25 protein-coding genes, 1 pseudogene and 1 riboswitch are annotated in these 25,042 nt (G+C 60.0%); of the genes and pseudogenes, 11 read left to right on the top strand and 15 right to left on the bottom strand.

All coding sequences use genetic code 11. The annotated features are described in order from the left end of the window. Positions 1-148: 148 nt before the first annotated feature. The 4 genes from KGA82_RS10130 to KGA82_RS10115 form a co-directional block, all read right to left on the bottom strand. Complete coding sequence (locus KGA82_RS10130) at positions 149-1,513, bottom strand: DUF1329 domain-containing protein (protein ID WP_008037263.1); 1,365 nt, start codon at positions 1,511-1,513, stop codon at positions 149-151. Positions 1,514-1,541: 28 nt separating this feature from the next. After that, entirely contained in the window at positions 1,542-3,512 is a 1,971-nt protein-coding gene (locus KGA82_RS10125) for a DUF1302 domain-containing protein (protein ID WP_223450267.1), read from the bottom strand. Between the two features lie 337 nt (positions 3,513-3,849). Further along, positions 3,850-5,532 carry a fatty acid--CoA ligase gene (locus KGA82_RS10120; protein WP_008025929.1) on the bottom strand — a complete coding sequence of 561 codons (1,683 nt, stop codon included), beginning with the start codon at positions 5,530-5,532 and terminating at the stop codon, positions 3,850-3,852. A 262-nt stretch (positions 5,533-5,794) separates the two neighbouring features. Next, on the bottom strand, positions 5,795-6,424 hold the full coding sequence (locus tag KGA82_RS10115) for a LysE family translocator (RefSeq protein WP_008025927.1): 630 nt from the start codon (positions 6,422-6,424) through the stop codon (positions 5,795-5,797). A 246-nt stretch (positions 6,425-6,670) separates the two neighbouring features. On the opposite strand from KGA82_RS10115, the gene KGA82_RS10110 reads away from it, so the two are divergent. From KGA82_RS10110 to KGA82_RS10100, 3 genes are all read left to right on the top strand, one after another. After that, entirely contained in the window at positions 6,671-7,636 is a 966-nt protein-coding gene (locus KGA82_RS10110; RefSeq protein ID WP_008025925.1) for a 2-hydroxyacid dehydrogenase, read from the top strand. 33 nt (positions 7,637-7,669) lie between these two features. After that, a complete protein-coding gene (locus KGA82_RS10105; RefSeq protein ID WP_008025924.1) occupies positions 7,670-8,668 on the top strand; it encodes a class I SAM-dependent methyltransferase in 999 nt (332 codons plus the stop codon). 40 nt (positions 8,669-8,708) lie between these two features. Then, positions 8,709-8,832: riboswitch (yybP-ykoY riboswitch) on the top strand. Between the two features lie 89 nt (positions 8,833-8,921). Continuing rightward, positions 8,922-9,506 carry a TMEM165/GDT1 family protein gene (locus tag KGA82_RS10100; protein WP_008025922.1) on the top strand — a complete coding sequence of 195 codons (585 nt, stop codon included), beginning with the start codon at positions 8,922-8,924 and terminating at the stop codon, positions 9,504-9,506. 138 nt (positions 9,507-9,644) lie between these two features. On the opposite strand, the gene KGA82_RS10095 is transcribed toward KGA82_RS10100, so the two are convergent. Then, positions 9,645-10,463 (bottom strand): M48 family metallopeptidase, encoded by an 819-nt coding sequence (locus KGA82_RS10095; protein ID WP_192228959.1) that lies wholly within the window; start codon positions 10,461-10,463, stop codon positions 9,645-9,647. 19 nt (positions 10,464-10,482) lie between these two features. On the opposite strand from KGA82_RS10095, the pseudogene KGA82_RS29470 reads away from it, so the two are divergent. Continuing rightward, a pseudogene (locus KGA82_RS29470) lies at positions 10,483-12,024 on the top strand (HAMP domain-containing protein); the annotation flags it as partial. 12 nt (positions 12,025-12,036) lie between these two features. Beyond that, entirely contained in the window at positions 12,037-12,879 is an 843-nt protein-coding gene (locus KGA82_RS29465; RefSeq protein ID WP_411736649.1) for a methyl-accepting chemotaxis protein, read from the top strand. 155 nt (positions 12,880-13,034) lie between these two features. Here the strand turns inward: KGA82_RS29465 and KGA82_RS10085 are convergent, their stop codons facing one another. The 3 genes from KGA82_RS10085 to KGA82_RS10075 are packed head-to-tail and all read right to left on the bottom strand — an operon-like array spanning position 13,035 to position 14,145. Then, on the bottom strand, positions 13,035-13,658 hold the full coding sequence (locus tag KGA82_RS10085; protein ID WP_008037251.1) for an SOS response-associated peptidase: 624 nt from the start codon (positions 13,656-13,658) through the stop codon (positions 13,035-13,037). Positions 13,659-13,693: 35 nt separating this feature from the next. Then, positions 13,694-13,954: a putative signal transducing protein gene (locus tag KGA82_RS10080; protein ID WP_008025915.1), complete on the bottom strand. Its 261-nt coding sequence runs from the start codon at positions 13,952-13,954 to the stop codon at positions 13,694-13,696. An 8-nt stretch (positions 13,955-13,962) separates the two neighbouring features. Further along, on the bottom strand, positions 13,963-14,145 hold the full coding sequence (locus KGA82_RS10075; protein WP_192228957.1) for a CPXCG motif-containing cysteine-rich protein: 183 nt from the start codon (positions 14,143-14,145) through the stop codon (positions 13,963-13,965). A 139-nt stretch (positions 14,146-14,284) separates the two neighbouring features. Here KGA82_RS10075 and KGA82_RS10070 point away from each other — a divergent pair, with 139 nt between their 5' ends. Beyond that, positions 14,285-15,451: a 1-acyl-sn-glycerol-3-phosphate acyltransferase gene (locus tag KGA82_RS10070; protein ID WP_032828604.1), complete on the top strand. Its 1,167-nt coding sequence runs from the start codon at positions 14,285-14,287 to the stop codon at positions 15,449-15,451. Between the two features lie 107 nt (positions 15,452-15,558). On the opposite strand, the gene KGA82_RS10065 is transcribed toward KGA82_RS10070, so the two are convergent. Further along, positions 15,559-15,843: a hypothetical protein gene (locus KGA82_RS10065; RefSeq protein WP_223450266.1), complete on the bottom strand. Its 285-nt coding sequence runs from the start codon at positions 15,841-15,843 to the stop codon at positions 15,559-15,561. Between the two features lie 195 nt (positions 15,844-16,038). Between KGA82_RS10065 and KGA82_RS10060 the strand changes: the two genes are divergently transcribed. Next, the gene (locus KGA82_RS10060; protein WP_008025908.1) at positions 16,039-16,245 is read left to right on the top strand and encodes a hypothetical protein; all 207 of its coding nucleotides are present in this window, start codon (positions 16,039-16,041) and stop codon (positions 16,243-16,245) included. 179 nt (positions 16,246-16,424) lie between these two features. Here KGA82_RS10060 and KGA82_RS10055 read toward each other — a convergent pair whose 3' ends face one another. Beyond that, positions 16,425-17,009 (bottom strand): YajG family lipoprotein, encoded by a 585-nt coding sequence (locus KGA82_RS10055; RefSeq protein WP_192228955.1) that lies wholly within the window; start codon positions 17,007-17,009, stop codon positions 16,425-16,427. Positions 17,010-17,211: 202 nt separating this feature from the next. Between KGA82_RS10055 and KGA82_RS10050 the strand changes: the two genes are divergently transcribed. Further along, positions 17,212-17,445, top strand: coding sequence for a hypothetical protein (locus KGA82_RS10050; protein ID WP_008025904.1), 234 nt, complete (start codon positions 17,212-17,214; stop codon positions 17,443-17,445). A gap of 737 nt (positions 17,446-18,182) precedes the next feature. After that, entirely contained in the window at positions 18,183-19,691 is a 1,509-nt protein-coding gene (mqo, locus tag KGA82_RS10045) for a malate dehydrogenase (quinone) (RefSeq protein WP_008025902.1), read from the top strand. A gap of 223 nt (positions 19,692-19,914) precedes the next feature. On the opposite strand, the gene KGA82_RS10040 is transcribed toward mqo, so the two are convergent. From KGA82_RS10040 to KGA82_RS10025, 4 genes are all read right to left on the bottom strand, one after another. After that, entirely contained in the window at positions 19,915-20,202 is a 288-nt protein-coding gene (locus KGA82_RS10040) for a PA4642 family protein (RefSeq protein ID WP_223450265.1), read from the bottom strand. Between the two features lie 63 nt (positions 20,203-20,265). Beyond that, positions 20,266-20,751, bottom strand: coding sequence for a hypothetical protein (locus tag KGA82_RS10035; protein WP_008025899.1), 486 nt, complete (start codon positions 20,749-20,751; stop codon positions 20,266-20,268). 174 nt (positions 20,752-20,925) lie between these two features. Then, a complete protein-coding gene (locus KGA82_RS10030; protein ID WP_223450264.1) occupies positions 20,926-21,399 on the bottom strand; it encodes a WbuC family cupin fold metalloprotein in 474 nt (157 codons plus the stop codon). Between the two features lie 4 nt (positions 21,400-21,403). Continuing rightward, positions 21,404-21,961: a hypoxanthine-guanine phosphoribosyltransferase gene (locus KGA82_RS10025; RefSeq protein ID WP_008025895.1), complete on the bottom strand. Its 558-nt coding sequence runs from the start codon at positions 21,959-21,961 to the stop codon at positions 21,404-21,406. Between the two features lie 163 nt (positions 21,962-22,124). On the opposite strand from KGA82_RS10025, the gene upp reads away from it, so the two are divergent. Both upp and KGA82_RS10015 read left to right on the top strand, forming a co-directional pair. After that, the gene (gene upp / locus KGA82_RS10020; RefSeq protein WP_008025893.1) at positions 22,125-22,763 is read left to right on the top strand and encodes a uracil phosphoribosyltransferase; all 639 of its coding nucleotides are present in this window, start codon (positions 22,125-22,127) and stop codon (positions 22,761-22,763) included. Between the two features lie 2 nt (positions 22,764-22,765). After that, a complete protein-coding gene (locus tag KGA82_RS10015; RefSeq protein ID WP_008025891.1) occupies positions 22,766-24,040 on the top strand; it encodes a uracil-xanthine permease family protein in 1,275 nt (424 codons plus the stop codon). 8 nt (positions 24,041-24,048) lie between these two features. Here the strand turns inward: KGA82_RS10015 and hemH are convergent, their stop codons facing one another. Then, positions 24,049-25,038 (bottom strand): ferrochelatase, encoded by a 990-nt coding sequence (gene hemH, locus KGA82_RS10010; RefSeq protein ID WP_223450263.1) that lies wholly within the window; start codon positions 25,036-25,038, stop codon positions 24,049-24,051. Between the last annotated feature and the right edge of the window lie 4 nt (positions 25,039-25,042).

Raw genomic sequence — 25,042 nt, 5'->3', positions numbered from 1 at the left:
GGCGGCGTTGCAGATGTCCGCAGACTAGCGGTAAACGAAGAGGTAATGAAGGTTATTGCTACAAATGGCTACAAAAAGTCTACGAACAAAAAAAAGCCCCGAACCAGTCGGGGCTTCTTTCGAGGATGCGGCCTCTGTTCAGTTCAGGTTAACGAACCCCGGTCTGACGCAATGCCGCCGGCGTGAAGTCGCTGGTGGTGGCAGTGAAACCGAAGTTGTATGCCGACTTCTCTTCGTTCTTCATGCCCAGTGCCAGGTAACGGCCGGACTGCAGGTCGTAGAGGGCTTCCAGGGTGTACCAAGGCACTTGAACGTTGTAGTAGTTCTGGGAGTGAGCTTCTGCTACACGCCAGAGCTGGTTACGACCGTCGTAGTGATCGATCACCGCTGCCTGCCAGGTGTCTTCATCGATGTAGAAGTCACGCTTGGCGTAGATGTGACGCTGACCTTCCTTCAGGGTTGCAACCACATGCCAGACCCGACGCAGCTCGTAACGAGCCAGGTCCTGGTTGATGTGACCGGCCTTGATGATGTCGGCGTACTTCAGCTTCGGATCGTCGAGCTTGTAGCTGTCGGAGGCGATGTACATCTCTTTCTTGCCTTCGAGCTTCCAGTCGTAACGATCCGGTGCACCGTTGTACATGTCCAGGTTGTCGGAGGTACGCAGGCCGTCCGCCGCGGTACCCGGCCCGTCATAAGACACTTGCGGAGCACGACGCACACGACGCTGACCGGCGTTGTAGACCCACGCCGAACGTGGTTCCGCCACCTGATCGAGGGTTTCGTGCACCAGCAGCACACCACCGGCCAGACGTGCAGGCGCGGTCACTTCCTGTTTGAAGTAGAACAGGATGTTGCCCGGGTTCGCCGGATCGTAATCCTTCATCTTGTCGCGGAATACGAACTGATCCTGGAAGTACACCAAGCTGTACGAGCCGTTCGGCTGCGGGGTGGCCTGGGTCACCAGACGGGTCACGCTGCCACCGCGATAACGGGTGATGTGGTTCCAGATAACCTCAACGCCGCTCTTTGGAATCGGGAACGGTACGGCTGTCTCGAAGTTTTTCAGCCCGTTGCCGCCGGACACCAGCTCCGTGGCGGTGGCGTTTCTCTTGATGGCAGCGAACACGTCATCCGGCACGGTCGCGCCGCGATGGGACGGGTAAACCGGCATCTTGAAGGTTTCCGGGTAACGCTTGAACATCGCGTACTGGCCTGGAGCAAGCTTGTCCTTGTACTGATCGACGTTCTGCGCCGTGATGGTGAACAGCGGTTTTTCACTGGCGAACGGGTCGGACAGGAAACCTTTGGCGTCGGCGGTGCCGGCGTTCTTCGCCATCGGCTTCCAGGCTGGAATCGAACCGTCAGCGTTGCCCGCCATCTCGGCGCCCATTGGCGTCAGGCTCTTGCCCAGCTTGTCCGCTTCGGCCGCAGGGACCGCTGCCATCACACTGGTCGCCAGCAGCGTTAGCCCCAGAACTCCAGCGTTGAACAGACTCTTTGTTGTTTTCATAGGTGTGTTCGTCCTGAAAATGCAGTGCTTAGAAGTTCACGCCGAAGCTGAGCGCAACGAAGTCGCGGTCATCCACGGTGGTGTACTTGCCGTCAAAGAAGTTGGTGTAGGCCAGGGACGCGGTGTAGGTGTTCTGGTACTCGGCATCGAGACCCAGGCTGACCGCTTTGCGACCTTCCTCGAAGTTGCCGCCAGGGCCAGGTGAGTAACCGTCGACGTCATGGGACCAGGCGATGTTCGGCTTGAAGTTCACACCGGCGATCACGTCGTTGTATTCCCAGATCGCACGAGCGCGATAGCCCCAGGAGTCTGTGGTGGTGAAGCCATCGTTTTCGCAGTAGCGGTTGACGTTGTTTTGCGGACCGCCTGCCAGGGTCGAAACGTTCAATGCCTGGCACTGACCATTTGGCAATGGACCTGGGCCGTAGCTCGGGTCACGCCCGTAACGGGCTTTCGAAGTGCTTTCCAGGCCGCCGACGTGAGTCCAGCCAACCTCGCCCACCAACGTCAGTCGCTCGGCACCCATCACCTGATCGAAGAAGTGAGTGAAGGTTGTCTGCAGTTGAGACACTTCCTTGCGACGATAGCCATGCTGATCCGCACCAGGCTGCCCTTGCAGTACGGAAACGCTAGGGTTCAGTGGCGTCAGGCCGGAAAAGAGGATGTCGGTGGTGTTGAGCTGTACCGGTGCGTTCGGACGGTAGCTGAACTCACCACTCCAGGCGGTGCCGGTAGGCAACGTGGTGGAGAAGCTCAGGCCATAAAGCCGAATATCTTCAGGGTATTCGATGAAGTAGCTGGAGTTACCCGCCACCACCAATGGCAGGGTTTGCGCCGCCAGTCCGTTCGCGCCACCCACGATGCCAGCTGCGGTTCCCAGCGGAATGCCTGTGCCAACCAGTGCGCCAGTCAGAGCGCCACCCAGTGCCTGTGCGTTATAGGCGCTCGCCGGAGCCCCCTTGCCGCTGAAAATAGGCGCACGGCTGTGGTAGTTCATCATGTAGGCACCGAATTCGGTGTCCAGCGGCTCGAACATGTACTTGAAGGACACGCCGAACTGGCCACTGTCACGCGCATCGCGATCCGGACCGCGACGAACGATCGCGCCTTCGTCCGGGTTACCCCAGTTCACGCCCCTGGCAGTCAACGTGTTGAGGACAGCGTTGCGCGAGGCGGCTGGCAAACGAGCGGCCGTCAACGAGTTGTTGAGCCCGTTACGGGTCCGCAGCACGGCCAGGTTGTTATCGCAGCCATCGGAAATCACGTCCGGTTGCGAGAAGAACGTACCGCAGTTGTCGGTAACGGTCTGGTCCCATTCCAGTTGATAGAACGCTTCCGTGGAAAGGTTCTCGGTCAGGCTCTGGGACACGTAGAACATGTTGACCGGGATCAGGCCTTCCTTGATCTCGGCACCTGGACGGCGGAACGCGGAAACGTCGACCGGGTTGATCGAGTTGATGCCGCCGCCGATGAACGTACTCTCGCCCCAGCTGACCACTTGTTTGCCCAGACGCACGGAACCCGGCTGATCGGCAACCGAGTAGTTGTGGTAGACGAAGGCGTCGAGAATTTGCCCGCCGGAGGACTTGGCGCCTTCCTTGCGGTTGTTGTCGCTGATGTCCTTGAACGGACGGTCTTCGTCTTTGAGTTCGAAGTCATACCAGTATTTGCCCCGGACGAAGATGCCGGTGTCGCCGTATTTCAATTCAAGGTCATGGATGCCTTTGAAGATCTTCGAGAAGGTTTCCCCGCTCTTGAAGTTCAAGTGGCCGTCATCGGAGGTCTGGGACAGGCCACGACCACCGTTGTTGACGCCGATGAGGTTCTTGTTGGCACTCTCGGTAGACCAACTGGCACCAATCGACAGGGATGAGTCGAACTGACCTTCGATTTCACCAACGTTGAAACTGACGCCGAATGCGGGCCCGGCGAGCGAAGAGGCAAGACTGACAGCCAGAGGCAGTTTTGCCCGGCGCCAGAACTGGTTTACTGATGTCATCGACGCTACTCCATGTGCATTATTGTTATGGCATTGAGTACTTTTAAAAACGCTGTGGTTGACCGGAAGCCAAGGCATTCCGAATTCACTCCAAAGTTGCATCGCCCCGTTTTGTGCGTGTGCCCCGTTCTTAAAAATCCTTGAGCGGACTATAGCCAGCAGGTAGTACTGCTTGATCCCTCTAAAGTGTGATTTGCAGCTGCCGGCCACTCTGGAACAGTCCTTTCGCCAAGCCGACACCTGTCGGCACGGGAATGATGGCTGAAAATTCTGATTTCACAAGCCAAGCGCTTGCTTGGTGGGGCTGGCGTGCCATTTCGGGCACGCCGGTAGACGCTTAAAGCGTCGAGAGGAAGGTGCTGTTGTTGGCTTGCCATTCAGTGATGTCGAGGCGAATTCGCTTCTTGTCGAGTTTGCCGACACTGGTCTTGGGAATTTCAGTAACAAGGGCGATCTGGCTCGGGATGGCCCACTTGCTCAGGTGCCCCAGTTCCACAAATGGCTTGAGGTGCTCCTTGAGTTCCCTGGCCCCGATTACATGGCCCTCGCGGATCACCAGCAAGGCAAACGGGCGTTCGCCCCACTGCGGATCGGCAATGCCCACCACTGCTACTTCGCGTACCGCTGCATGGCGACTGATCAGGTCTTCCAGGTCCAGGGAGGAAATCCATTCGCCGCCGGTCTTGATCACGTCCTTGATCCGGTCGCGAATGTCGATCACGCCCATGCTGTCCAGCGTCGCCACGTCCCCGGTGTGCAGCCAGCCACCGGCCCAGAGCTCCGCGCCCTTCTGCGGCTCATTGAAATAGCCTTCGGTGAGCCACGGCGCACGCAGCACCAGTTCACCCTGGGTCTCGCCATCGGCGGGCAGGAAGTTACCGTCGGTGTCGACAATGGCCGCTTCCACCAAAGGCCCCGGCACGCCGGCCTTGATCCGGTACGTGGTGCGTTCGTCTTCGGTGCCCGCCATCAGCTCATCGTTGAGGTGCGCACAGGAAACCAGCGGGCCGGTTTCCGACATGCCGTACGCGGCGGTCAACTGAATGCCTTTGGCTTTGGCGGCTTCGTACAACGCACGATTCAATGCACTGCCGCCGATGACGATTTTCCAGCCGCCGAAGTCGGTGCCTTGCGCTGCCTTGGCGTTGAGAACCATCTGCAGGATGGTCGGTACGCAATGCGAGAAGGTGACCTTTTCCTTGCGCCACAGCTCCACCAGGTATTCGGGATCGTAGCGCCCCGGATAAACCTGCTTGAGCCCGAGCATGGTCGCCACATACGGCAAGCCCCAGGCGTGCACATGGAACATCGGAGTGATCGGCATGTACACGTCGTTGGTGCCCAACAGCCGCACGCTGTCGATGGCGCCCATGATGGTCGACACGCCCATGGTGTGCAGCACCAGTTGCCGATGGGTGAAGTACACGCCTTTGGGATTGCCGGTGGTGCCGGTGGTATAGAAGGTGGTCGCGACCGAATTTTCGTCGAAATCCTGGAAGTCGTACTGCGTGCTTGCGGCCGCCAGCAACTGCTCGTATTCACCGACGAGGTTCGGCAGGTCGGCGGTTTTTTCCGGCAAGTCGGTCAGCAGCAGGGTTTTCTCGACGGTGGTCAGGTGCCCGGCAATCGCGTTGTACAGCCCGACGAATTCGCTGTTGACCAGCACGAAGCGGTCCTCGGCGTGATTCATGGTGTAGAGGATCTGTTCCGGCGACAGGCGCACGTTGATGGTGTGGATCACCGCGCCGATCATCGGAATGGCAAACATGCATTCCAGATAACGATGGCTGTCCCAGTCCATCACCGCCACGGTATCGCCGGCCTTGACGCCGGCCGCCGTCAGCACGTTGGCCAGGCGTGCGACCCGTTCGATCAGGGTCGGATAGCTGTAGCGCAATTGATCGCGGTAAATGATCTCGCGGGTTTTCTCATAGCGCGCGCCGGACATCAGCAGCCGTTTGATCAGCAGCGGATACTGGTAAGCGCCTTCGGCTGGGGGGATAACGCGAGTCTGCAACATAAGAATCCCTTTTCTGACTGCACGGTCGTGGCTGAAAGTAAGCACTCTAGTGCCCTTCCATGACAACCAAATCAGCCGAAGGAATGATTTGCAACATTCAGCAAATGCTAGCGTTGCGCCAGCATTTAACTACTGTCCAGACCTGTAGGAGCCGGCTTGCTGGCGATGGTGTTTAACGATGACGCATCCATTCTGGAAAGAATGCGGCGCCTACAAGTCCATCGCCAGCAAGCCGGCTCCTACAAAGGGTGGTGTTCGTCGATCAATGCATCTCGGTAAACGCGAGTTTCACGCCGATGGCGATCAGCACGGCGCCCATGGTCCGGTCGAACCAGTGGCCCATGCGGGCGAAACCGGCGCGTACACGCTGCTGGCTGAACAGCATCGCCACCAGGCAGAACCAGAAAGCCGTCGCCGCCGCCAGGTAAACCCCGTAACCGGCCTGCACCGCCAATGGCGTATGCGGATTGATCACCACAGTGAACAACGACAGGAAGAACAGCGTGGCTTTCGGGTTCAGACCGTTGGTCACGAAACCCGAGGTGAAGGCGCCGCGAGCGGTGCGCTCACCCGCTTCCTTGTGCAGGTCGTCAGTCACCGGTTTGGCCGGTTGCGCGCGCAGGGCCTTGAAACCGATGTACAGCAGATACGCGGCGGCCGCCCATTTCAAGGCGTTGAACAGCACGATCGACTGGGACACGATCAGGCCGATACCGAGCAGCGAATAACCGACGTGCAGGAAAATCGCCGTACCGACACCCATCGCCGTCCAGGTGCCGGCGCGACGACCGTGGGTCACGCTCTCACGCACCACCACGGCGAAATCCGGGCCGGGGCTGGCGACGGCCAGCAGGTGAATCAGGGCAACGGTCAAGAACTCTGTCCAATACATGCGGGCTCCTCAAAAGGCAGATCGATAAAAGTACGCTCAAGGTGTCCGCAATCCCTGTGGGAGCGAGCCCTGCTCGCGATGAGGGAGTGTCAGTCGCAAAACTCTTGTCTGACACACCATTTTCGCCGGCAAGCCGGTCTCGCTCCCACAGGGGTCAGCGTGCTATCCGATGATGCGTAACGATTTGTTTCATCTGGTAGGCTCGGCAGATTACGCCTTCAGTTCAATGCACAAAAGGTACAGTTGATGACGAACTCTCGCCGCGCCGTTTTCCTCGACCATCCATCGCTGGACCTCGGTGATCTCGACCTCAGTCCATTGCGCGCCTGCTTCGATGATTTGCAACTGTTTGCGCAGACCACGCAGGATCAAGTGATCGAACGCCTCAAGGGCGCCACCGTCGCCATCAGCAACAAAATCCTGATCGACGCCGCCGCCATCGCCGCCAGCCCCGAACTGAAGCTGATCCTGATCACCGCCACCGGCACCAATAACGTCGATCTCGCCGCCGCCCGCGCCCATGGCGTGACCGTCTGCAACTGCCAGGGTTACGGCACGCCATCGGTGGCGCAGCACACGATCATGCTGCTGCTGAACCTGGCGACGCGCCTCGCCGATTATCAGAAAGCCGTCGGTGAAGGTCGCTGGCAACAGGCGAAACAGTTCTGCCTGCTGGACTATCCGATCGTCGAACTGGAAGGCAAAACCCTCGGCTTGCTCGGTCATGGCGAACTGGGCGGCGCGGTCGCACGACTGGCCGAAGCCTTCGGCATGCGCGTGCTGCTTGGGCAGATTCCGGGGCGCCCCGCCCGGCCGGACCGTTTACCGCTGGATGAACTGCTGCCGCAAATCGACGCGCTGACGTTGCACTGCCCGCTCAACGAACACACTCGCCACTTCATCGGTGCCCGCGAACTGGCCTCGATGAAACCCGGCGCTTTTGTGGTGAACACCGCCCGTGGCGGCCTGATTGATGAACAGGCGCTGGCCGACGCCTTGCGTAGCGGCCACCTCGGCGGTGCGGCCACCGACGTGTTGAGCGTCGAACCGCCGAGCGCCGGCAACCCGTTGCTCGCCGCCGACATTCCACGCCTGATCGTTACGCCGCACAACGCCTGGGGCAGTCGCGAGGCGCGGCAGCGGATCGTTGGCCAATTGACCGAAAACGCGCAGGGATACTTCAGCGGTAAGGCGCTGCGGGTCGTCAGTTGATAAACTGCGGCACTTTTTTTCAAGGAGCAGAGTATGGATCCGCGCAGTGAAGTACTGCTTCGTCAGGCCGAGTTATTCCAGGGTTCAGTGCTGTTGGCCGGCTTGCCCGCCGATGATTTGCTCGGGCGCCTGCCCGACGCCCATGGCTGGTGCTGGCATGCCGGTGATCAGGCCGCGCTGGACGCCCGCTTCACCGAGCGCAGCCATTTTGGCGTGACTGCGCCCGAGCGCGAATTCGACACCGCCGTGGTGTTTCTGCCCAAATCCAAGGACCTCACCGATTACATCCTCAACGCCCTCGCCTCTCGCCTGGCCGGACGCGAGTTGTACCTGGTGGGTGAAAAACGCAGCGGCATCGAAGGCGCGGCCAAACAACTGAACCCGTTTGGCAAACCGCGCAAGCTCGACAGTGCGCGTCATTGCCAGCTGTGGCTGGTCACCGTGGCCGATGCGCCGCAAGCCAAATCCCTGGAAAGCCTGGCCCAGACCTACGAGTTGCCGCTGGCCGAAGGGCCACTGAAAGTCATCAGCCTGCCTGGCGTGTTCAGCCACGGCCGGCTGGATCGCGGCAGTGCGTTGTTGCTGGAGCACCTGGACAAATTGCCAAGCGGCCATTTGCTGGACTTCGGTTGCGGCGCCGGTGTTTTGGGCGCGGCGGTCAAGCGTCGTTATCCGCACAATCAGGTCACGCTGCTCGACGTGGATGCGTTTGCCGCCGCCAGCAGTCGCTTGACCCTGGCTGCCAATGGTCTGGAAGCGGACGTCATAACCGGTGACGGAATCGATGCCGCACCGATGGGTTTGAGTGCGATTCTGAGCAACCCGCCGTTCCATGTCGGCGTGCACACCGATTACTTCGCCACCGAGAACTTGCTGCGAAAAGCCGCCAAACATCTGAAAAACGGTGGCGAACTGCGGCTGGTCGCGAACAGCTTCCTGAAGTACCAACCGCTGATCGAAGAGCACCTCGGCGTGTGTGCGATCAAGGCCGAAGGTCAGGGTTTCCGAATCTACCGGGCCAAACGCGGTTAGCAATTTGTACTTGCCCTATCGGATTTGCCTAGGCAGAATCCGCTCCGTCCTAGGGGAGTAGTCTCCCACGAGCGCCATGCTCGTCCGGCATACGTCAACATACTTGGTCCTCAGACCATGGCGTATGCGACCCAAGCGTCCGCATCAGACGGATCGCCAGGGTTTGACAAGACCTATGACACGAACACCTTACCCGGGGCGGGAAGGCTGTACGTGTCATAGCCGTGTCGACCCGCCCCTTAGGAAAACCCTGATGCTGGATTCACTTCTCGTTCCCACCGCAATCGTTGCCTTGGCCGAAATCGGCGACAAGACGCAACTGCTCGCGCTCATCCTTGCTGCCCGCTTTCGCAAACCGTGGCCAATCATCGCCGGCATCGTCGCCGCCACCCTGGCCAACCACGCGGCAGCCGGTGCGGTAGGTGCCTGGGTCGGCAGTTTCTTCTCGGACGCGGTGTTGCACTGGATCCTCGCCGCAAGCTTCGCTGCGACGGCATTGTGGACTTTGGTGCCGGACAAGATGGATGACGATGAAGCCAGCACCGCCCGCAAATTCGGGCCGTTCCTGACGACATTGATCGCGTTCTTCCTCGCGGAAATCGGTGACAAGACCCAGATCGCGACCGTGATGCTGGCCGCGCAATACCCGGAACTGTGGCTGGTGATTATCGGCACCACCCTGGGCATGTTGATTGCCAACGTGCCGGTGGTGTTGGCGGGTAACTTTGCGGCGGACAAATTGCCATTGACCCTGATTCGTCGACTGGCGGCGTCGGCGTTCTTCGTCCTGGCGATTGTCGCGGTGTACAAGGCGATGCAGAGCAGTGGGTGGGTTTGACGTCGTAGGTCGTTAGACCGCGTTATCGTTCTTCGCGGGCGAGTCGGATCGCCGCACCGCTCGCTCCTACAGGATTTTTACTGACCTGTAGGAGCGAGGCTTGCCCGCGAAGGCGTCAGCGGCATCAACGCATATCGATCAGGACTTCCGCGCGTTCTCGTACAACGGCATCACCTTCGGAATCGCCGCCTGCAACGACGCAATCCGACTGGACGACGCCGGGTGAGTGCTCATGAACTCCGGTGGCGAACCTTCCGAGGCCTTGCTCATCTTGTTCCACAGGGTGATTGCGGCGTTCGGGTTGTAACCGGCGCGGGCCGCCAGTTCCAGGCCGATCAGGTCCGCTTCGTTTTCGTTGGCGCGACTGTTGGGCAGCGTCATGCCGTAGTTGGCCACGGTGTCCGCCAGAGCCAGGCTGTCCTGACCCAGACCGAGCAAGGCGCCCGCACCCTGCTTGGCCATTTCGATACCGTACGCCTTGGACATCGCTTCACGACCGTGCTCACGCAGGGCGTGGGCGATTTCATGGCCCATGATCGCGGCGATTTCATCGTCGGTCAGTTGCAGGCTGTCGATCAGCCCGGTGTAGAAAATGATCTTGCCGCCAGGCCCGCAGTTGGCGTTGAGCTCATCACTCTTGATCAGGTTGACTTCCCATTTCCACTGGGCCGAATCCGGACGAAAAATCGGCGCCTGGGCGATCAGCCGATCGGCGATCACCTGGATGCGCTTGGCATCGTTGCTGGTCTTGTCCAGCACACCTTTGTTGGTCGCCTCGCCAACGGTCTTTTGATAAGACTGGGCGTACATCTGGTTGACCTCATCCGAGGACAACATGCTGAACATGTACTGCTTGCGCTCCACGCCCACGGCACCGCCGCTGGTGGTGTTGACCGACTGACAACCCGCGAGCAGCAGACCCGCGCTCAGAGCACACAAAACCAATCGCTTGTTCATCACAAAACTCCCTCGAAACATGCCGCGTATCCTAGGCGTCGATTTGTATCGGCGCCAGATACAACAGACATACAGACGTGGATTTCGGACAAAGCTCTCATCAACAGTAGGAAAAAATTCACATACCGCCACCCGCCACGGCCAGTCACGGCCGGCAATGATTCAATTGCGACATCGACGGCTCCAAAACAGCCATTTCGTCACACCTCACTCATGGCCCTCGAGCCCCCTGCCGATACAGCACCGCAGAAGTCCTCTTGCGTGCGGAGCACCCATGAAATTCAAGTCCATCCAGTTTTCCGTGGCGGCCCTCGCTGGCGCCATCGTATTAAGTGTCGTGGCGGCCCTGGTGCTGTACGCGCTGTTTTCCGGCGCACGGACGCAAGACATGGTTCAGGATCGGACCCAGGCGCAATTCGAGCAAGTCATCGAGCAGCGCCTGACGTCCCTGGCGCAAACCCAGGTCAGCCAGATCCAGCGTGAACTCGAAGCGCCGCTGCTGATTGCCGGCGGACTGGTGCGGGTCAACGCCCTGATCGGCACACCAGGCGCCGATGGCCAGCCGCAACTGAACCTGAGCCGTGAGCAATTGATCAGCCTGATCAAGGAAAACGTCGCCAAAAACCCGAAGATTCTCGGCACCTACATCGGTTGGGAAAAAAACGCCCTCGACCACAACGACGCAGCTTACGTCGACACCAAGGTCGTCGGCATCGACGCCAGCAACGGGCGCTTCCTGCCGTGGTGGTTCCGCAACGAAGACGGCAGCCTGGGCCTGGACAAACTGGTGGACGTCGACGACCAGAAAACCCTGTCTACCGGCGTGCGCGCCAGCGAGTACTACCTGTGCTCGAAAGAAACCAAGAAATCCTGCGTGATCGATCCGGCGCCCTACAAGGTCGGCGACAAAATCGTCATGCTCGCGTCCTTTATTGAACCGATCATGCTCAACGGTGCGTTCCAGGGCATCGTCGGCGCCGACCTCTCGGTGAACTTCATCCAGGAAATGCTCCTGGGCGCGAACCAGAAGTTGTACAACGGCTCAGGTGTCATGGCGCTGATCGGCGGTAATGGCCGGATCGTTGCCTACACCAAGGACCCGAGCAAATTCGGCGAGAAGGTCAGTGACATCCTCGACAGCCAGCAGATCGCCAACATGGCCAATCTGAAGCGCGGCGAAGTCACCTACACCGTCGACAAGGCCCAGGGCCGGATCGAGTTGTACCTGCCCTTCGGCATCGGCCAGACCGACGCTCGCTGGACGCTGATGCTGCAACTGCCGCTGAACGCGGTGATGGCCGACCTGCAAAAACTCCAGGCTGACCTGAACACCCAGCGCAAATCCGACACCTTCGGCATGGCCATGGTCGGTCTGCTGATCGCCGGCGTCGGCTTGCTGGTGATCTGGCTGGTGGGCCACGGCATTGCTCGCCCGCTGAAACAAATGGTGGCCATGCTCGACGACATTGCCAAAGGTGAAGGCGACCTGACGCGCCGCCTGACCAGTGATCGCGCCGACGAACTGGGCTCGATCGCCAAAGGGTTCAACACTTTCCTCGCCAAGTTGCAGGCGATGATCACCCAAGTGGTGACGTCGGTGCAGAGCGTCAGCGATTCGTCGGAACACACCGCTGATATCGCGATTCGCACCAACATTGGCGTGCAAAAACAAATGGTCGAGATCGATCAGGTCGCCACGGCGGTGCATGAAATGACCGCTACCGCCCAGGACGTGGCGCGCAACGCGACCCAGGCGGCGCAAGCGGCCAGCCATGCGGATCAGGCGGCCTCTCAGGGCAAACAGATCGTGCGGGATACGTCGAACTCGATCGGCGTGCTGGCCGTGGAAATCGGCAAGGCTGTCGGCGTGGTGCAAAACCTGGCCAAGGACAGCGAGAACATCAACGCGATCCTCACCGCCATTCGCGGCATCGCCGAGCAGACCAACCTGCTGGCCTTGAACGCCGCCATTGAAGCGGCACGCGCCGGCGAGCAGGGCCGTGGCTTTGCGGTGGTGGCCGATGAGGTGCGCAACCTCGCGCAGAAAACCCAGAAGGCCACCGAAGAAATCCAGACCATGATCCAGCAGCTGCAACAAGGCACGCGCGATGTGGTGCGGGTCATGGAAGACAGCCAGAACCGCACCGACGAAAGCGTGCAGCATGCGGCGAAAGCGGCCGAAGCGCTGGATGCGATCACTCAGGCGGTATCGGTGATCAATGACATGAACACCCAGATTGCCAGCGCGGCCGAGGAGCAGAGTGCGGTGGCGGATGACATCAACCGGAACGTGATCAACATTGGGCAAGTGGCCAATGAAGTGGCGGGCGGTGCGGATGAATCAAGCGCGGCGAGTGCGGGGTTGACCAAGCTGGCTGAGCAGCAGCGGCGGTTGATCAATCAGTTCAAGGTTTAAGGATTGCCGGAAGGTCCTGCGGACCTTATCGTCGGAACGCCGCCCGGAGCCGGCTCGCTCCCACAGTTGATCTTCAGTGAACACAAAATTTGTGTACCACACAGATCTCCTGTGGGAGCGAGCCTGCTCGCGATGGGGCCAGCCCAGACAACCCATCAGCCGGGAGTCAAACACTCCGGCCCATTCAACTTCGGATCATTCACCAGATTCGCCAACACCCGCTCGCGCAACGCCGCAGGTTCACTGGCCAGTAATCCCTGCAATACATGCAACGGCGTCTCGGGGTCGAGCCACGCCTCCTGCCCCGCCGCATCCAGGATCAACGGCCGACGCTGACTCGCCGCCGGTTGCGTGATCACTGCCGTGCTCAGCCACACCTGTTCCTGCACCGGATACGCCTCCCAGATCGCCGCGAAAAACAGCGTCGAGCCCTCCCCCGGCGTCAGCCAATACGGGCGCTTGCGCGTCGTGCCGCGCCATTCGTAAAAACCATTGGCCGGCAACAGGCAGCGGCGCTCGCGCAGGGCCTGGCGAAACATCGGTTGCTCGGCCACGGTTTCGGCGCGGGCATGGGCCGGCGTGCGGGACAGATCGGTGAGCCACGGCGGCGTCAGCCCCCAACGGGCGCGGGCCAATTCACGCTCGCCGTCGGCGCCGGCACGCAGCATCAACACCGAATCATTAGGAGAAATATTCCACTGGGCCTGCTGATCGGCAGGGAAGCCAGGCAGGGCCGCGAAGGCGGGGTTCCAGCGAAACAGGGCATAACGTCCACACATGGGGCAACACGACTCTTGATCAAACGAACGTCAGCCTAACAGACCAGCGTACCGGGAAAGCTTTCCGGTTCATCGCCGGGCATCGGCAGCGCGGCATTGTACGCGGTGATCAACTCCCGGGCGTACTCGGCCTGGTCGTTATCCACCGACAAGCCCAGCAGGCCGAAGATCGGCAATTCGCCGGTGCCGCCGAGCAAATCGCGGCCGACCAGATGCGCCTCGACGCCCTCGCTGGCCAACATGCTTTGCAGCAACTCGCCTTCCATCAGGTTTTCCGGTTCGTAGATTCGCTGCATGGATGCCCTCACTCGTTCTCGCTGAACACTTCGAGATGCCACTCCTCTCCATGAACCTGCAACACAAACGTAATTGGCCGACAACACACCTGACAGTCCTCGATATAGGTCTGATCGCCCGCCGACAAATCCACAGTCGTCTCGACCTCTTCACCACAATACGGACATTCATACTCTGCAGTTTCCAGCATCGCGGTCTCCCAAGTGACTTGTGCGTATAATCGCCGGTCTATTTGCAGGGCTATTTTTGTCTGGCTAACTTTTCAGACCGTGCCCCGTTGGTTTTCGATCAAAACCTTTACTTACCCTAGCCGTTTCTAACAAGAGAGCATGATGGGCGAATTCGATGCCATCCGACCTTACGACGACAGCGAAGTCCCAGCGGTGCTGGCACGCTTGCTCGGCGACAAGGCGTTTCTAGATATCCTCACCCACTTCCGCTTCCCGCGTTTTGCCGGTGCCTTCGGCTGGATGCTCAAACCTCTTATAGCTCATCGGCTGCGCCGTGAGTTCGCCGGCATCGATTCGGTGGCCACGCTGCAGGACAAAGTCGAGTATTACGTCGACCACACCATCGAGCGCGCCACGGACGGTGTCACGTACACCGGCGTCGAGCAATTCAAGTCCGGCAGCGCCTACCTGTTCATCGCCAACCACCGCGACATCGTGATGGACCCGGCCTTCGTCAACTATGCCGTGTACCACGCAGGCCTGCCGACGCCGCGCATCGCGATTGGCGACAACCTGCTGCAAAAGCCCTTCGTCAGCGACCTGATGCGCCTGAACAAGAGCTTCATCGTGCACCGTTCGATCACCGGTCGCCGCGAGAAAATGGCGGCTTATCAGCTGTTGTCGGCGTACATCAACCACTCGATCCGCAACGATTGCGCCTCGATCTGGATCGCGCAGGCCGAAGGCCGGGCCAAGGACGGCGACGACCGCACCGAGTCGGCGATCCTCAAGATGTTCCACATGAGCCGCAAGGACGAGCCGTTCGGCGAAGTCATCCGCTCGCTGAACGTCACCCCGGTGTCGATCAGCTACGAATACGACCCGTGCGACCAGGCCAAGGCCCGCGAACTCTACATCCGCGCCACCACCGGCACCTACACCAAGGCGCCAGGCGAGGACGATGTGAGCATCGCCAAGGGCATTACCGGCTACAAGGGCCGTGTCCACGTGAACTTCGCCGCGCCGATCACCGAGCTGTTCGAAGACACCAAGCAATTGGCGGTCGAAATGGACAAGCAGATTCTCGGCGGCTACCGCTTGTTCCCGGTGCACTACCTGGCTTACGCGCAATGGAAGGATGCCGACCCGCAGCTGCAGGTGCCGAAAGCGTCTGATGTGTTTGCTGCCGACGAACTGGCGAAAGCCCAGGAAGAATGGCAACAGCGCCTGGACGCTTGCCCGGAAGAACATCGTCCGTTCCTGGTGCTGCAATACGCCACGCCGGTGCGTAATCAGTACCGTGTGAAGGCCGGGTTGCCGCTCTAAAACTGTGGGAGCGGGCTTGCTCGCGAAGGCGGCGTGTCAGTCAACATCAATGCAGCTGACACTCCGCTTTCGCGAGCAAGCCCGCTCCCACAGGGGTTACGGTGTGCTCAGACCCGCGTGCTGATCCATGACACCAGCAGCGCCAACCCCAGGCAGGCGAAACCGAAGCGATAGAAAAACCGGTTCATGCGCAAGGTCGCACCATCCAGCATCAACATTGGCTCATCGATGCGACGGCTCTGGCTCTGCGCTTCGAGGTTGGCCATCGCGCGTTGTTCGCGACGACGCGTGGCGTGCAGCAGCCAGCTGCCCGGAAAGGCCAGCAGCAAGGCGAGCAGGTTGATCAATTTGGCGGGATGGGCGGTAAACAGCGTCATCAAATGCAGCGACATCACGAACCTCGGACAAAACAGGTGTGGCGGAAGCCAGATCGACGACCGCGGCGCGGATTCTACCGAAAGCCGTCCCTCCTGCCCGCCGCTATACGATAAATAACTCACCATTTGGCAGATTCCTGTCCTGCGTCACGGCTTCGTCATCTGAATGCGCCAATCTCTCGCCCCACCAAAACCGACATGGATACCGTCATGCTGCACGCTGAAAACCAGGATCGCCTCTATCTCATTGCTCAAAGCGACGAACAACAAACCTTGGTCGGCAGCCTTGCCTTCAACGTTCAGGATCGCCATTGGCTGGTGTATTGCGCGCTGGGCGGGCATCAACATGCGGACCTGCCGGAGGCTGATTTGCTGACGGGCGTGAGTGTGCTGGAGTTTTATTCGCAAGCCGCCTGACACCGCAGCCCCCTTGTAGGAGCGAGGCTTGCCCGCGAAGGCGGCCTCTCATTCAACATTGATGTCGCCTGACACACCGTCTTCGCGGGCAAGCCTCGCTCCTACACAGGATCGGCGGCGCAGGCACAAAAAAGCCCGGGGCCATTGCTGGCGCCGGGCTTTTTGATTTCAGCGAAAACTTATTCGCCGAGAATCTGACCCACGGTCGGGTCCTTGAACAGGCGCGTCAATGCATCGCTCAACACATCGCTGACCAGCTTGGTGTTGGTTTCCTGGTTCGGCGCCATGCCGAAACGCTGATCCAGGGATGCACCGTAACGACCGCTGTAGCGGCGGTTGGCGTTCTGCACGTCAGAGCGGAAGGTCGCGCCGATGGTCGCCTCGGTCACATACATGCCTTCTTTAGGCGACTGATACTTCAGCTCGGCCAGGGTCACGGTCAGTTGCGGGGCATTCGGCGCATTGTTAGTCGGGGTAAAGCCGAGCAAGCGCACGGCCGCTTCGGCCTGGGCCTGCAGCTTCGGCAGAATCTGCGCGCCCTGCACCGTGATCGCGCTGGTCTCCGGATACAGACCGCCACGGGTGCCCAGGGTTGGCGACGGACGACCGTCCACCACACGCACCACGACTGGCTGGCCATGGCCGACCGGTGCCAGCTGAGTGGTCAGCTTCGGCTCCGGACTCAGTTGTTGCGGGCTGTGGGCGCAGCCAACCAGGGTCAAACTGGTCACAGTGATCAAACCGAACAACAGGCGTTGCAACATGCTCTTCTCTCCAGAATCAGGCACAAACAGGCCGGCAGTATAGCGGTGCGCCACTGCGGGTAACTAGCGTCATGCAACGAATACCGGAATCTCAGACAAACCCCGTGGACCGCGGTTCCTGTCACACATCGTTCACCCTCCTTTCACCGGCACGTCACGACTTGCTGACAACGTATGCGGTAAATCCCACGAGGTATTTGCCATGCGCCTTCTCGTCTCCCTGTTCACACCGCGCCCGTTGCATCGCTGCTTCGCCCTGCTCGACCGCAACGGCCATTGCCAGGCATTCAAGCAGTGCAGCCTCCAGCCGATGGGCGATGGCTGGGTCGAAATCGAAGAAATCCGCCTCAACTGGCTGCACCATCCCCTGCCCGCCAGCGCCCGTGTCAACCAGCGCCAACCCCGTGCTCGCGCTCAACAACTGCTGGCGACCTGACCAGACGCCTAATAAAAGTCATTAAACACGTCCATTTCCCCGCGTTTCTTAGATACAATCTCCCCCCGATTATAAGGACGTCTCCTGATCGGGCCTCGCAGCAATCGTCAATGCTTCGGTATTGGCACCCCGCACCGCCCACAGAGAGCCGCCCACACAGATCGAGTGAAGCTGGCGCGCTTGCTGTTCCTTGAGCAAAAACCCCACTTTTCGCGAATCTGCAGAGCTGTCATTACGCTCGGTCACTGAGCTGTTTGCCCGTTTTGCCTGTCATGTATTCCATGGCGGCGATCCATCCGGGCACGGTGCCAGGCTGGGACAGCCCTTTTTTGAGGTTCACGTCTTCAAAAGAGCGTGAAAAAAACGGGTTTTCACAACTTCACAAGAGTGTGGCGAGCAAATGAATAGTTTTGCGTCTGAACATGCACCATTAGCGTCTGAAACAGCCCAACGACACAGGACCGAGTATTCCTCGAACACCGGAGCCTGAAGCCTGTCCGCTACGGATTTGGTTGCACAAACGGATGTCTCGACCATAAGTCGAATTGCCAGTCGCGCGTTGAAATGAGTTCATTGACCTCATAAACCCGGCCGGTAGCGTCCGTCGAAGTTGCGATAAATTGCGAAGATTCGGACATGGCGACACTGCCATGGGTACCTGGGGCATCACTGACACGCCCTGAACGCCTGGCAGCCATGCCGACAATTTGGTGCTGCAGATTTTGGAGACGCGTTAAATGGCGCATAACGAAGCAGTCGACGTAGTACTGGTTGGGGCCGGCATCATGAGTGCCACCCTCGCTGTACTGCTCAAAGAGCTCGACCCCGCGATCAAGCTGGAAGTCGTCGAGCTGATGGATTCCGGTGCCGCGGAGAGTTCCAACCCGTGGAACAACGCCGGTACCGGTCACGCCGGGCTGTGTGAGCTCAATTACACGCCGCAGGCCGCCGACGGCACCGTCGACATCAAGAAAGCCGTGCACATCAACACTCAGTTTGAAGTGTCGAAGCAGTTCTGGTCCTACCTGACCAAAAAAGGCACCTTCGGCTCGTGCAAGACCTTCATCAGCCCGGTGCCGCACCTGAGCTTCGTCCAGGGCGACAGCGGCGTGTCCTTCCTCAAGGAACGCTTCAAGGTGCTGAGCAAGCACCACGCCTTCGCGGACATGGAATACACCGAAGACAAGGCAAAAATGGCCGACTGGATGCCATTGATGATGCCGGGGCGTGACGCTGGCGAAACCCTCGCCGCCACCCGCGTGATCAATGGCACCGACGTCAACTTCGGCGCGCTGACCAACCAGTTGCTCAAGCACCTGACCAGCGCACCCGATGCCCAGGTCAAGTACTGCAAGCGCGTGACCGGCCTGAAGCGCAACAACGGCGGCTGGACCGTCAGCATCAAGGACGTCAACAGCGGCAATACGCGCGAAGTCGACGCCAAATTCGTGTTCCTCGGCGCGGGCGGCGCGGCATTGCCGCTGTTGCAGGCCTCGGGCATCGAAGAAAGCAAAGGCTTCGGCGGCTTCCCGATCAGCGGCCAGTGGCTGCGTTGCGACAACCCGGAAGTGGTCAAGCATCACCAGGCCAAGGTGTACAGCCAGGCTGCCGTGGGTTCGCCACCGATGTCGGTGCCGCACCTGGACACTCGCGTGGTCGATGGCAAGAAGTCCCTGCTGTTCGGACCTTACGCCGGTTTCACCACCAAGTTCCTCAAGCACGGCTCCTTCATGGACCTGCCGATGTCGGTTCGCGCCGGCAACATCGGCCCGATGCTGGCCGTGGCGAAAAACAACATGGACCTGACCAAGTACCTGGTCAGCGAAGTGATGCAGTCGATGGAGCAGCGTCTGGATTCCCTGCGTCGCTTCTACCCTGAAGCGAAAGCCGAAGACTGGCGCCTGGAAGTGGCTGGCCAACGGGTGCAGATCATCAAGAAAGACCCGAAAAAGGGCGGCGTTCTGCAGTTCGGTACCGAACTGGTCGCGGCCAAGGACGGTTCCCTTGCTGCCCTGCTGGGTGCTTCGCCAGGCGCGTCGGTGACCGTTTCGATCATGCTGGAACTGATCGAAAAATGCTTCCCGGCCCAAGCGTCCGGCGAGTGGGCAGCCAAACTGGCGGAAATCTTCCCGGCCCGGGAAAAGGTTCTGGAAACCGATGCTGCGCTGTATCGCAAGATCAACGCGCAGAACAACATCGCGCTGGAACTGGTTGAAGAAAGCAGCGAGACACCAAGCTTCGCTTGATCGTCGCGCATAAAAAACGCCCCGTTCTCATTGAGAGCGGGGCGTTTTTTTATGCCTGTTTCACGACAAACCTGATCCTGTGCGCCTGTTCCTTGGCAAATCTGACCCTGTAGGAGCCGGCTTGCTGGCGATGGCATCACCTCGGTGGATCTGACAGACCGAGGGGATGCCATCGCCAGCAAGCCGGCTCCTACAGAAGTGGGGGGCGCCAGGGAAACAGGTTTCAGCCGCGGGCTTTTTCGATCAGCTCGATGTAGTCCGGCGCGTTGCGCTGATCCTTGATCAGGGCAATGAAGTCATTGCCGTGCTCGTCCTTGCCGTCCAGATCAAAACCGGCCTCGACGAAGAACGTCAGAAACCGCTCGAAGTCATCGATACGCAGGCCACGGTAGGCCTTGATCAGTTTGTGCAGGGACGGCGAAGTGGCGTCGACCGGTTCGAAATCGAGAAACAACTTGATCTGCTCGTCGCCGATCTCGTCACCAATCACTTGTTTCTTATCTTTACGCATTGCCGACTCCAGCTCGCAGACATTTCACGGGGCGGGCAGTTTACCCCTCACTGGCCGCCGGGCTCAACGCGGACGAACGGCTCCGGTGTGCAGATCGGCCCAGACATGACCGTTGGCGTAGCTGAGGAACTGGCAATACACCGTGTCATTGCGCAGCAAGTCGATCACCACGCGGTATTGCGCCATCGGGTAAAACAGCGTCAGGGTTTTGCTCTTGTCGTCGTAGATCGGCTTTTTCAGGCTTTTGCTTTCGCCATCGAAATTGACCAGCACCTGATTGATGGTCGCGCCCTTGTTCAAGGATTTGCCCTTGAGGCGGATCAGCAGCGGAGACGTTACCGGGATCGGCTGTTGGGTGGACTGCCGTTGGCTGCCGACCACCACCGAATACTCGGTGACCTGCAGCAATTGTTGCTGCTCCGGTTCGGCATCACGCAGCGTCAGGTCGTCAGGCGGCAGAAACTGCCCGTGCATCAGCGCCGGCGCGGCGGCCAGCGGCAGGCTGAGGGTCAGCAACAGGGCGGCGCAGCTGCGGATCAAAAGGCTCATGACGGGCTCCGAAAGGCGGGGCCGGGCACTTTAGCATGGGTATACACCGTCCCTGTAGGAGCGTGGCTTGCCCGCGAAGGCGGTGTGTCAGTCGATAACTAAGGGACTGACACACCGCCTTCGCGGGCAAGTCGGACTGCCGCACCACTCGCTCCTACAGTGGGGGGGTGCGTATCAATCGAACTGTGCGCGCATCCAGGCCTGATACTCGGCCACGCCCGGCTCGCCTTCACGCGGCGCCCAATCAGCCAGCTCACCTTCGCCCACAGGACGATAAGGACCGGCCTTGCACTCGAACATCAGGCTGTCGGCTTCCAGCACCACCAGGCCATGAAACACACCGGCTGGCAGGTCCACGCCGACGCAGTCGCCAGCGGCCTGCAGCACTTGCTTGCGCACCACCGCGCCGGACTCGTCGAAGATCAACACGCCAAGCCGTCCCTTGAGGACCAGCAAGGTTTCAGCCTTGTTCTCCCCCAGATGCCGATGAGGCGGGATGTACGTGCCCGGCTGCAAACCCACCGCCATGCGGTGGCAAGCGTCTTCCATCTGATGAAAGTTGTGATGCTGGCGTCCACGCGGATTGGCCGCTGCTTTCTCGGTCAACTCAGCGAACAAGGTTTGATCAAGAAAGTTTGGCGCGGCCACGTACTTACATTCCTTTAACGGCAAAAATCCCGTTGGCGTTACGCCAGTAGCCTTTGTAGTCCATGCCGTAACCGAAGATGTAGCGGTCGATGCACGGCAAACCGACGAAATCGGCTTTCAGGTCCGGACGAGCCTTGCGGTCGTGGTCCTTGTCGATCAGCACGGCGGTGTGCACTTTGCGCGCGCCGGCGTGTTTGCAGAAGTCGATGATCGCGCCCAGGGTGTGACCTTCATCGAGGATGTCGTCGATGATCAGCACGTCACGGTCGATAAACGACACTTCAGGCTTGGCTTTCCAGAACAGGTCGCCGCCGCTGGTTTCGTTGCGATAACGGGTGGCGTGCAGGTAGGACGCTTCCAGCGGGAATTGCAGATGGGTGAGCAGCTTGCCGGCGAAGATCAGGCCGCCGTTCATCACGCAGAACACCACCGGGTTAGTGTCAGCCATTTGTTCATTGATATGTGCACCAACGCGGGCGATGGCCGCCTCGACTTCAGCTTCGGTGTACAGGCAGTCAGCCTCTCGCATGATTTGACGGATATGCTCGAGATCAGCGGACATGGCGCTCTCCAAGGGGTGGCATTCAGGAAAAGCGGGCAAAGGTACGCATCCCGCACGGCCAGATCAAGCGTTTGTGGACTAACGTACTCTATTGTCTATAGGACAACACCCTCGGATAGATTAATCTAGGCCGGTTTTTTTGCCCGCCGCCGGAGCCTTTCCCATGCCCATCCTCGAGATCCGCCATCCGCTGATCCGTCACAAACTCGGCCTGATGCGCCGCGCAGACATCAGCACCAAGAATTTCCGCGAGCTCGCTCAGGAAGTCGGTGCCCTTTTGACCTATGAAGCCACCAAAGACCTGCCGCTGGAATCCTACGACATCGAAGGCTGGTGCGGCACCGTGTCGGTCGAGAAAATCGCCGGCAAGAAAATCACCGTGGTGCCGATCCTGCGCGCCGGCATCGGCATGCTCGAAGGCGTGCTGAGCCTGATCCCGGGCGCCAAAGTCAGCGCCGTGGGCGTGGCCCGCAACGAACAGACGCTGCAAGCCCACACGTATCTGGAAAAACTGGTTCCGGAAATCAACGAACGCCTGGCAATGATCATCGACCCGATGCTCGCCACCGGCAGTTCCATGGTTGCCACCATCGACCTGCTGAAAAAAGCCGGTTGCCGCGACATCCGCGCCATGGTGCTGGTCGCCGCGCCGGAAGGCATCGCCGCTGTGGAGAAGGCTCACCCGGACGTGACCATCTACACCGCTTCCATTGACGAGAAACTCAACGAACACGGTTACATCATCCCGGGCCTGGGCGATGCCGGCGACAAGATCTTCGGCACCAAGCAGAAGGACGCTTGAGCATGCAGCAAGAGTTCAACGATCCGCTCTGGCGCACAGTGCTGTCGGGTGCGCAGATGCTGTTCGTGGCCTTTGGCGCGCTGGTATTGATGCCGCTGATTACCGGCCTCGACCCGAACGTGGCGCTGTTCACCGCCGGTTTGGGGACGATTCTGTTCCAGATCGTCACCGGGCGTCAGGTGCCGGTGTTCCTGGCATCGAGCTTCGCCTTCATCACCCCGATCATTCTCGCCAAAGGCCAGTTCGGCCTCGCGGCGACCATGGGCGGCGTGATGGCGGCGGGTTTTGTCTACACCTTTCTCGGCCTCGCCGTGAAGATCAAAGGCACCGGTTTCATCGACCGTTTGCTGCCACCGGTGGTGATTGGTCCGGTGATCATTTCCATCGGCCTGGCCATGGCGCCAATCGCCGCCAACATGGCGATGGGCAAGGCTGGCGACGGCTCCGAGCTGATTCATTACCAGACAGCCATGCTGATCTCGATGCCCGCGCTGCTGACCACGCTGATCGTTGCGGTGTTCGGCAAAGGCATTTTCCGCCTGGTACCGATCATCTCCGGCGTGCTGGTCGGTTTTGCGATGGCGTTCTATTTCGGCGTGGTTGATACCGCGAAGATTGCCGCTGCACCCTGGTTCGCGATCCCGAACTTCACTGCGCCGGAATTCAACTGGCAGGCGATTCTGTTCATCGTTCCGGTGGCATTGGCCCCGGCCATCGAGCACATCGGCGGCGTGATCGCCGTGGGCAGCGTGACCGGCCGCGACTACCTGAAGAAGCCAGGCCTGCACCGCACGCTGCTCGGCGACGGCATAGCAACCACCGCAGCCGGCCTGTTCGGCGGCCCGCCCAACACCACGTACGCCGAAGTGACCGGCGCGGTGATGCTGACCAAGAACTACAACCCGAAAATCATGACCTGGGCGGCGATCTTCGCCATCAGCCTGGCGTTCATCGGCAAGTTCGGCGCGTTGCTGCAAAGCATTCCGGTGCCGGTAATGGGCGGGATTCTGTGCCTGTTGTTCGGTTCGATTGCGGCGGTGGGGATGAACACGCTGATTCGCCACAAGATCGACCTGGGCGAGGCGCGCAACCTGGTGATCGTTTCAGTCACGCTGGTGTTCGGGATTGGCGGCGTGCTGGTCGGCACCGGCACCGGCCCGGACGACTTCGGCCTCAAAGGCATCGCGCTGTGCGCGGTGGTGGCGATTGCGCTGAACCTGTTGCTGCCGGGGAATGACAGCTGGAAGCACAAGAAGGCGGATGAGCCGTTGTTGTAAACCAGCCTTTAGATCGCCTTCGCCCACTGCGGATCATCGTTGAGGCACGGCACCAGCACCAACTCCTCCCCTCCCGCTTCGCGGAACTGTTCTTTCCCGCGATCACCGATTTCTTCCAGCGTCTCGATGCAATCGGCAACGAACGCCGGGCACATCACCAGCACCTTTCTCACGCCCATTCCCGCCAACTCATCAAGGCGCGCTTCGGTGTAGGGTTCGATCCATTTCGCTCGACCCAGCCGCGACTGAAACGACACCGACCATTTGCCGTCCGGCAAACCCATGCGCTTGGCGAATTCCGCTGCGGTGCGCAGGCACTGGCCGCGATAACAGGTCGCAACGACTTCCGGTGGCGCACCAGCGCAGCAATCGCCGCCACCTTCAAAACTGTGCCCCGGGTTGAGCTTCTTCAGATGCCGCTCCGGCAAGCCATGGAAGCTCAGCAACAGATGATCGAAGTCCTGCTCCAGATGCGGTTTGGCGCTGGCCACCAGGGCATCGATGTATTCCGGCTGATCATAGAACGGCTCGAGTATCGAGAACTGCACATTGAGTTTGTGCTCGCTCACCACCCGCTTGGCTTCCTCGATCACCGTGGTCACGGTGCTGTCGGCGAACTGCGGATAAAGCGGCGCGAGGGTAATGCGCTTGTGGCCCTGGGCGGCGAGTTGCAGCAGTTTCGACTCAATCGACGGCTCGCCGTAACGCATCGCCAGTTCCACTGGCCCGTGGCTCCACTGTGCGCTCATGGCCTGTTGCAAGCGGCGACTGAGCACCACCAGTGGCGAGCCCTCCTCCCACCAGATCGAGGCGTAGGCGTGGGCCGACTGCTCCGGGCGTCTGATCAGAATCAGCGAGACCAGCAAACGGCGCACCGGCCATGGCAGGTCGATCACATACGGGTCCATCAGAAATTGATTGAGGTAGCTGCGCACATCCGCCACCGAGGTGGAGGCAGGTGAACCCAGGTTGACCAGAAGCAACGCGTGATCGGTCATGCAA

The organism is Pseudomonas sp. BF-RE-22 (genome assembly GCF_019956155.1).
Taxonomy (GTDB): Bacteria; Pseudomonadota; Gammaproteobacteria; order Pseudomonadales; family Pseudomonadaceae; genus Aquipseudomonas; species Aquipseudomonas migulae.
This window is presented reverse-complemented; position numbering and strand designations above follow the sequence as displayed.

Bases quoted from the DNA above. Each gene is read 5' to 3' on its own strand.
- KGA82_RS10130 (WP_008037263.1), bottom strand. From the start codon at position 1,513: ATGAAAACAACAAAGAGTCTGTTCAACGCTGGAGTTCTGGGGCTAACG.
- KGA82_RS10125 (WP_223450267.1), bottom strand. From the start codon at position 3,512: ATGACATCAGTAAACCAGTTCTGGCGCCGGGCAAAACTGCCTCTGGCT.
- KGA82_RS10120 (WP_008025929.1), bottom strand. From the start codon at position 5,532: ATGTTGCAGACTCGCGTTATCCCCCCAGCCGAAGGCGCTTACCAGTAT.
- KGA82_RS10115 (WP_008025927.1), bottom strand. From the start codon at position 6,424: ATGTATTGGACAGAGTTCTTGACCGTTGCCCTGATTCACCTGCTGGCC.
- KGA82_RS10110 (WP_008025925.1), top strand. From the start codon at position 6,671: ATGACGAACTCTCGCCGCGCCGTTTTCCTCGACCATCCATCGCTGGAC.
- KGA82_RS10105 (WP_008025924.1), top strand. From the start codon at position 7,670: ATGGATCCGCGCAGTGAAGTACTGCTTCGTCAGGCCGAGTTATTCCAG.
- KGA82_RS10100 (WP_008025922.1), top strand. From the start codon at position 8,922: ATGCTGGATTCACTTCTCGTTCCCACCGCAATCGTTGCCTTGGCCGAA.
- KGA82_RS10095 (WP_192228959.1), bottom strand. From the start codon at position 10,463: ATGAACAAGCGATTGGTTTTGTGTGCTCTGAGCGCGGGTCTGCTGCTC.
- KGA82_RS29465 (WP_411736649.1), top strand. From the start codon at position 12,037: ATGATCACCCAAGTGGTGACGTCGGTGCAGAGCGTCAGCGATTCGTCG.
- KGA82_RS10085 (WP_008037251.1), bottom strand. From the start codon at position 13,658: ATGTGTGGACGTTATGCCCTGTTTCGCTGGAACCCCGCCTTCGCGGCC.
- KGA82_RS10080 (WP_008025915.1), bottom strand. From the start codon at position 13,954: ATGCAGCGAATCTACGAACCGGAAAACCTGATGGAAGGCGAGTTGCTG.
- KGA82_RS10075 (WP_192228957.1), bottom strand. From the start codon at position 14,145: ATGCTGGAAACTGCAGAGTATGAATGTCCGTATTGTGGTGAAGAGGTC.
- KGA82_RS10070 (WP_032828604.1), top strand. From the start codon at position 14,285: ATGATGGGCGAATTCGATGCCATCCGACCTTACGACGACAGCGAAGTC.
- KGA82_RS10065 (WP_223450266.1), bottom strand. From the start codon at position 15,843: ATGTCGCTGCATTTGATGACGCTGTTTACCGCCCATCCCGCCAAATTG.
- KGA82_RS10060 (WP_008025908.1), top strand. From the start codon at position 16,039: ATGCTGCACGCTGAAAACCAGGATCGCCTCTATCTCATTGCTCAAAGC.
- KGA82_RS10055 (WP_192228955.1), bottom strand. From the start codon at position 17,009: ATGTTGCAACGCCTGTTGTTCGGTTTGATCACTGTGACCAGTTTGACC.
- KGA82_RS10050 (WP_008025904.1), top strand. From the start codon at position 17,212: ATGCGCCTTCTCGTCTCCCTGTTCACACCGCGCCCGTTGCATCGCTGC.
- mqo (WP_008025902.1), top strand. From the start codon at position 18,183: ATGGCGCATAACGAAGCAGTCGACGTAGTACTGGTTGGGGCCGGCATC.
- KGA82_RS10040 (WP_223450265.1), bottom strand. From the start codon at position 20,202: ATGCGTAAAGATAAGAAACAAGTGATTGGTGACGAGATCGGCGACGAG.
- KGA82_RS10035 (WP_008025899.1), bottom strand. From the start codon at position 20,751: ATGAGCCTTTTGATCCGCAGCTGCGCCGCCCTGTTGCTGACCCTCAGC.
- KGA82_RS10025 (WP_008025895.1), bottom strand. From the start codon at position 21,961: ATGTCCGCTGATCTCGAGCATATCCGTCAAATCATGCGAGAGGCTGAC.
- upp (WP_008025893.1), top strand. From the start codon at position 22,125: ATGCCCATCCTCGAGATCCGCCATCCGCTGATCCGTCACAAACTCGGC.
- KGA82_RS10015 (WP_008025891.1), top strand. From the start codon at position 22,766: ATGCAGCAAGAGTTCAACGATCCGCTCTGGCGCACAGTGCTGTCGGGT.
- hemH (WP_223450263.1), bottom strand. From the start codon at position 25,038: ATGACCGATCACGCGTTGCTTCTGGTCAACCTGGGTTCACCTGCCTCC.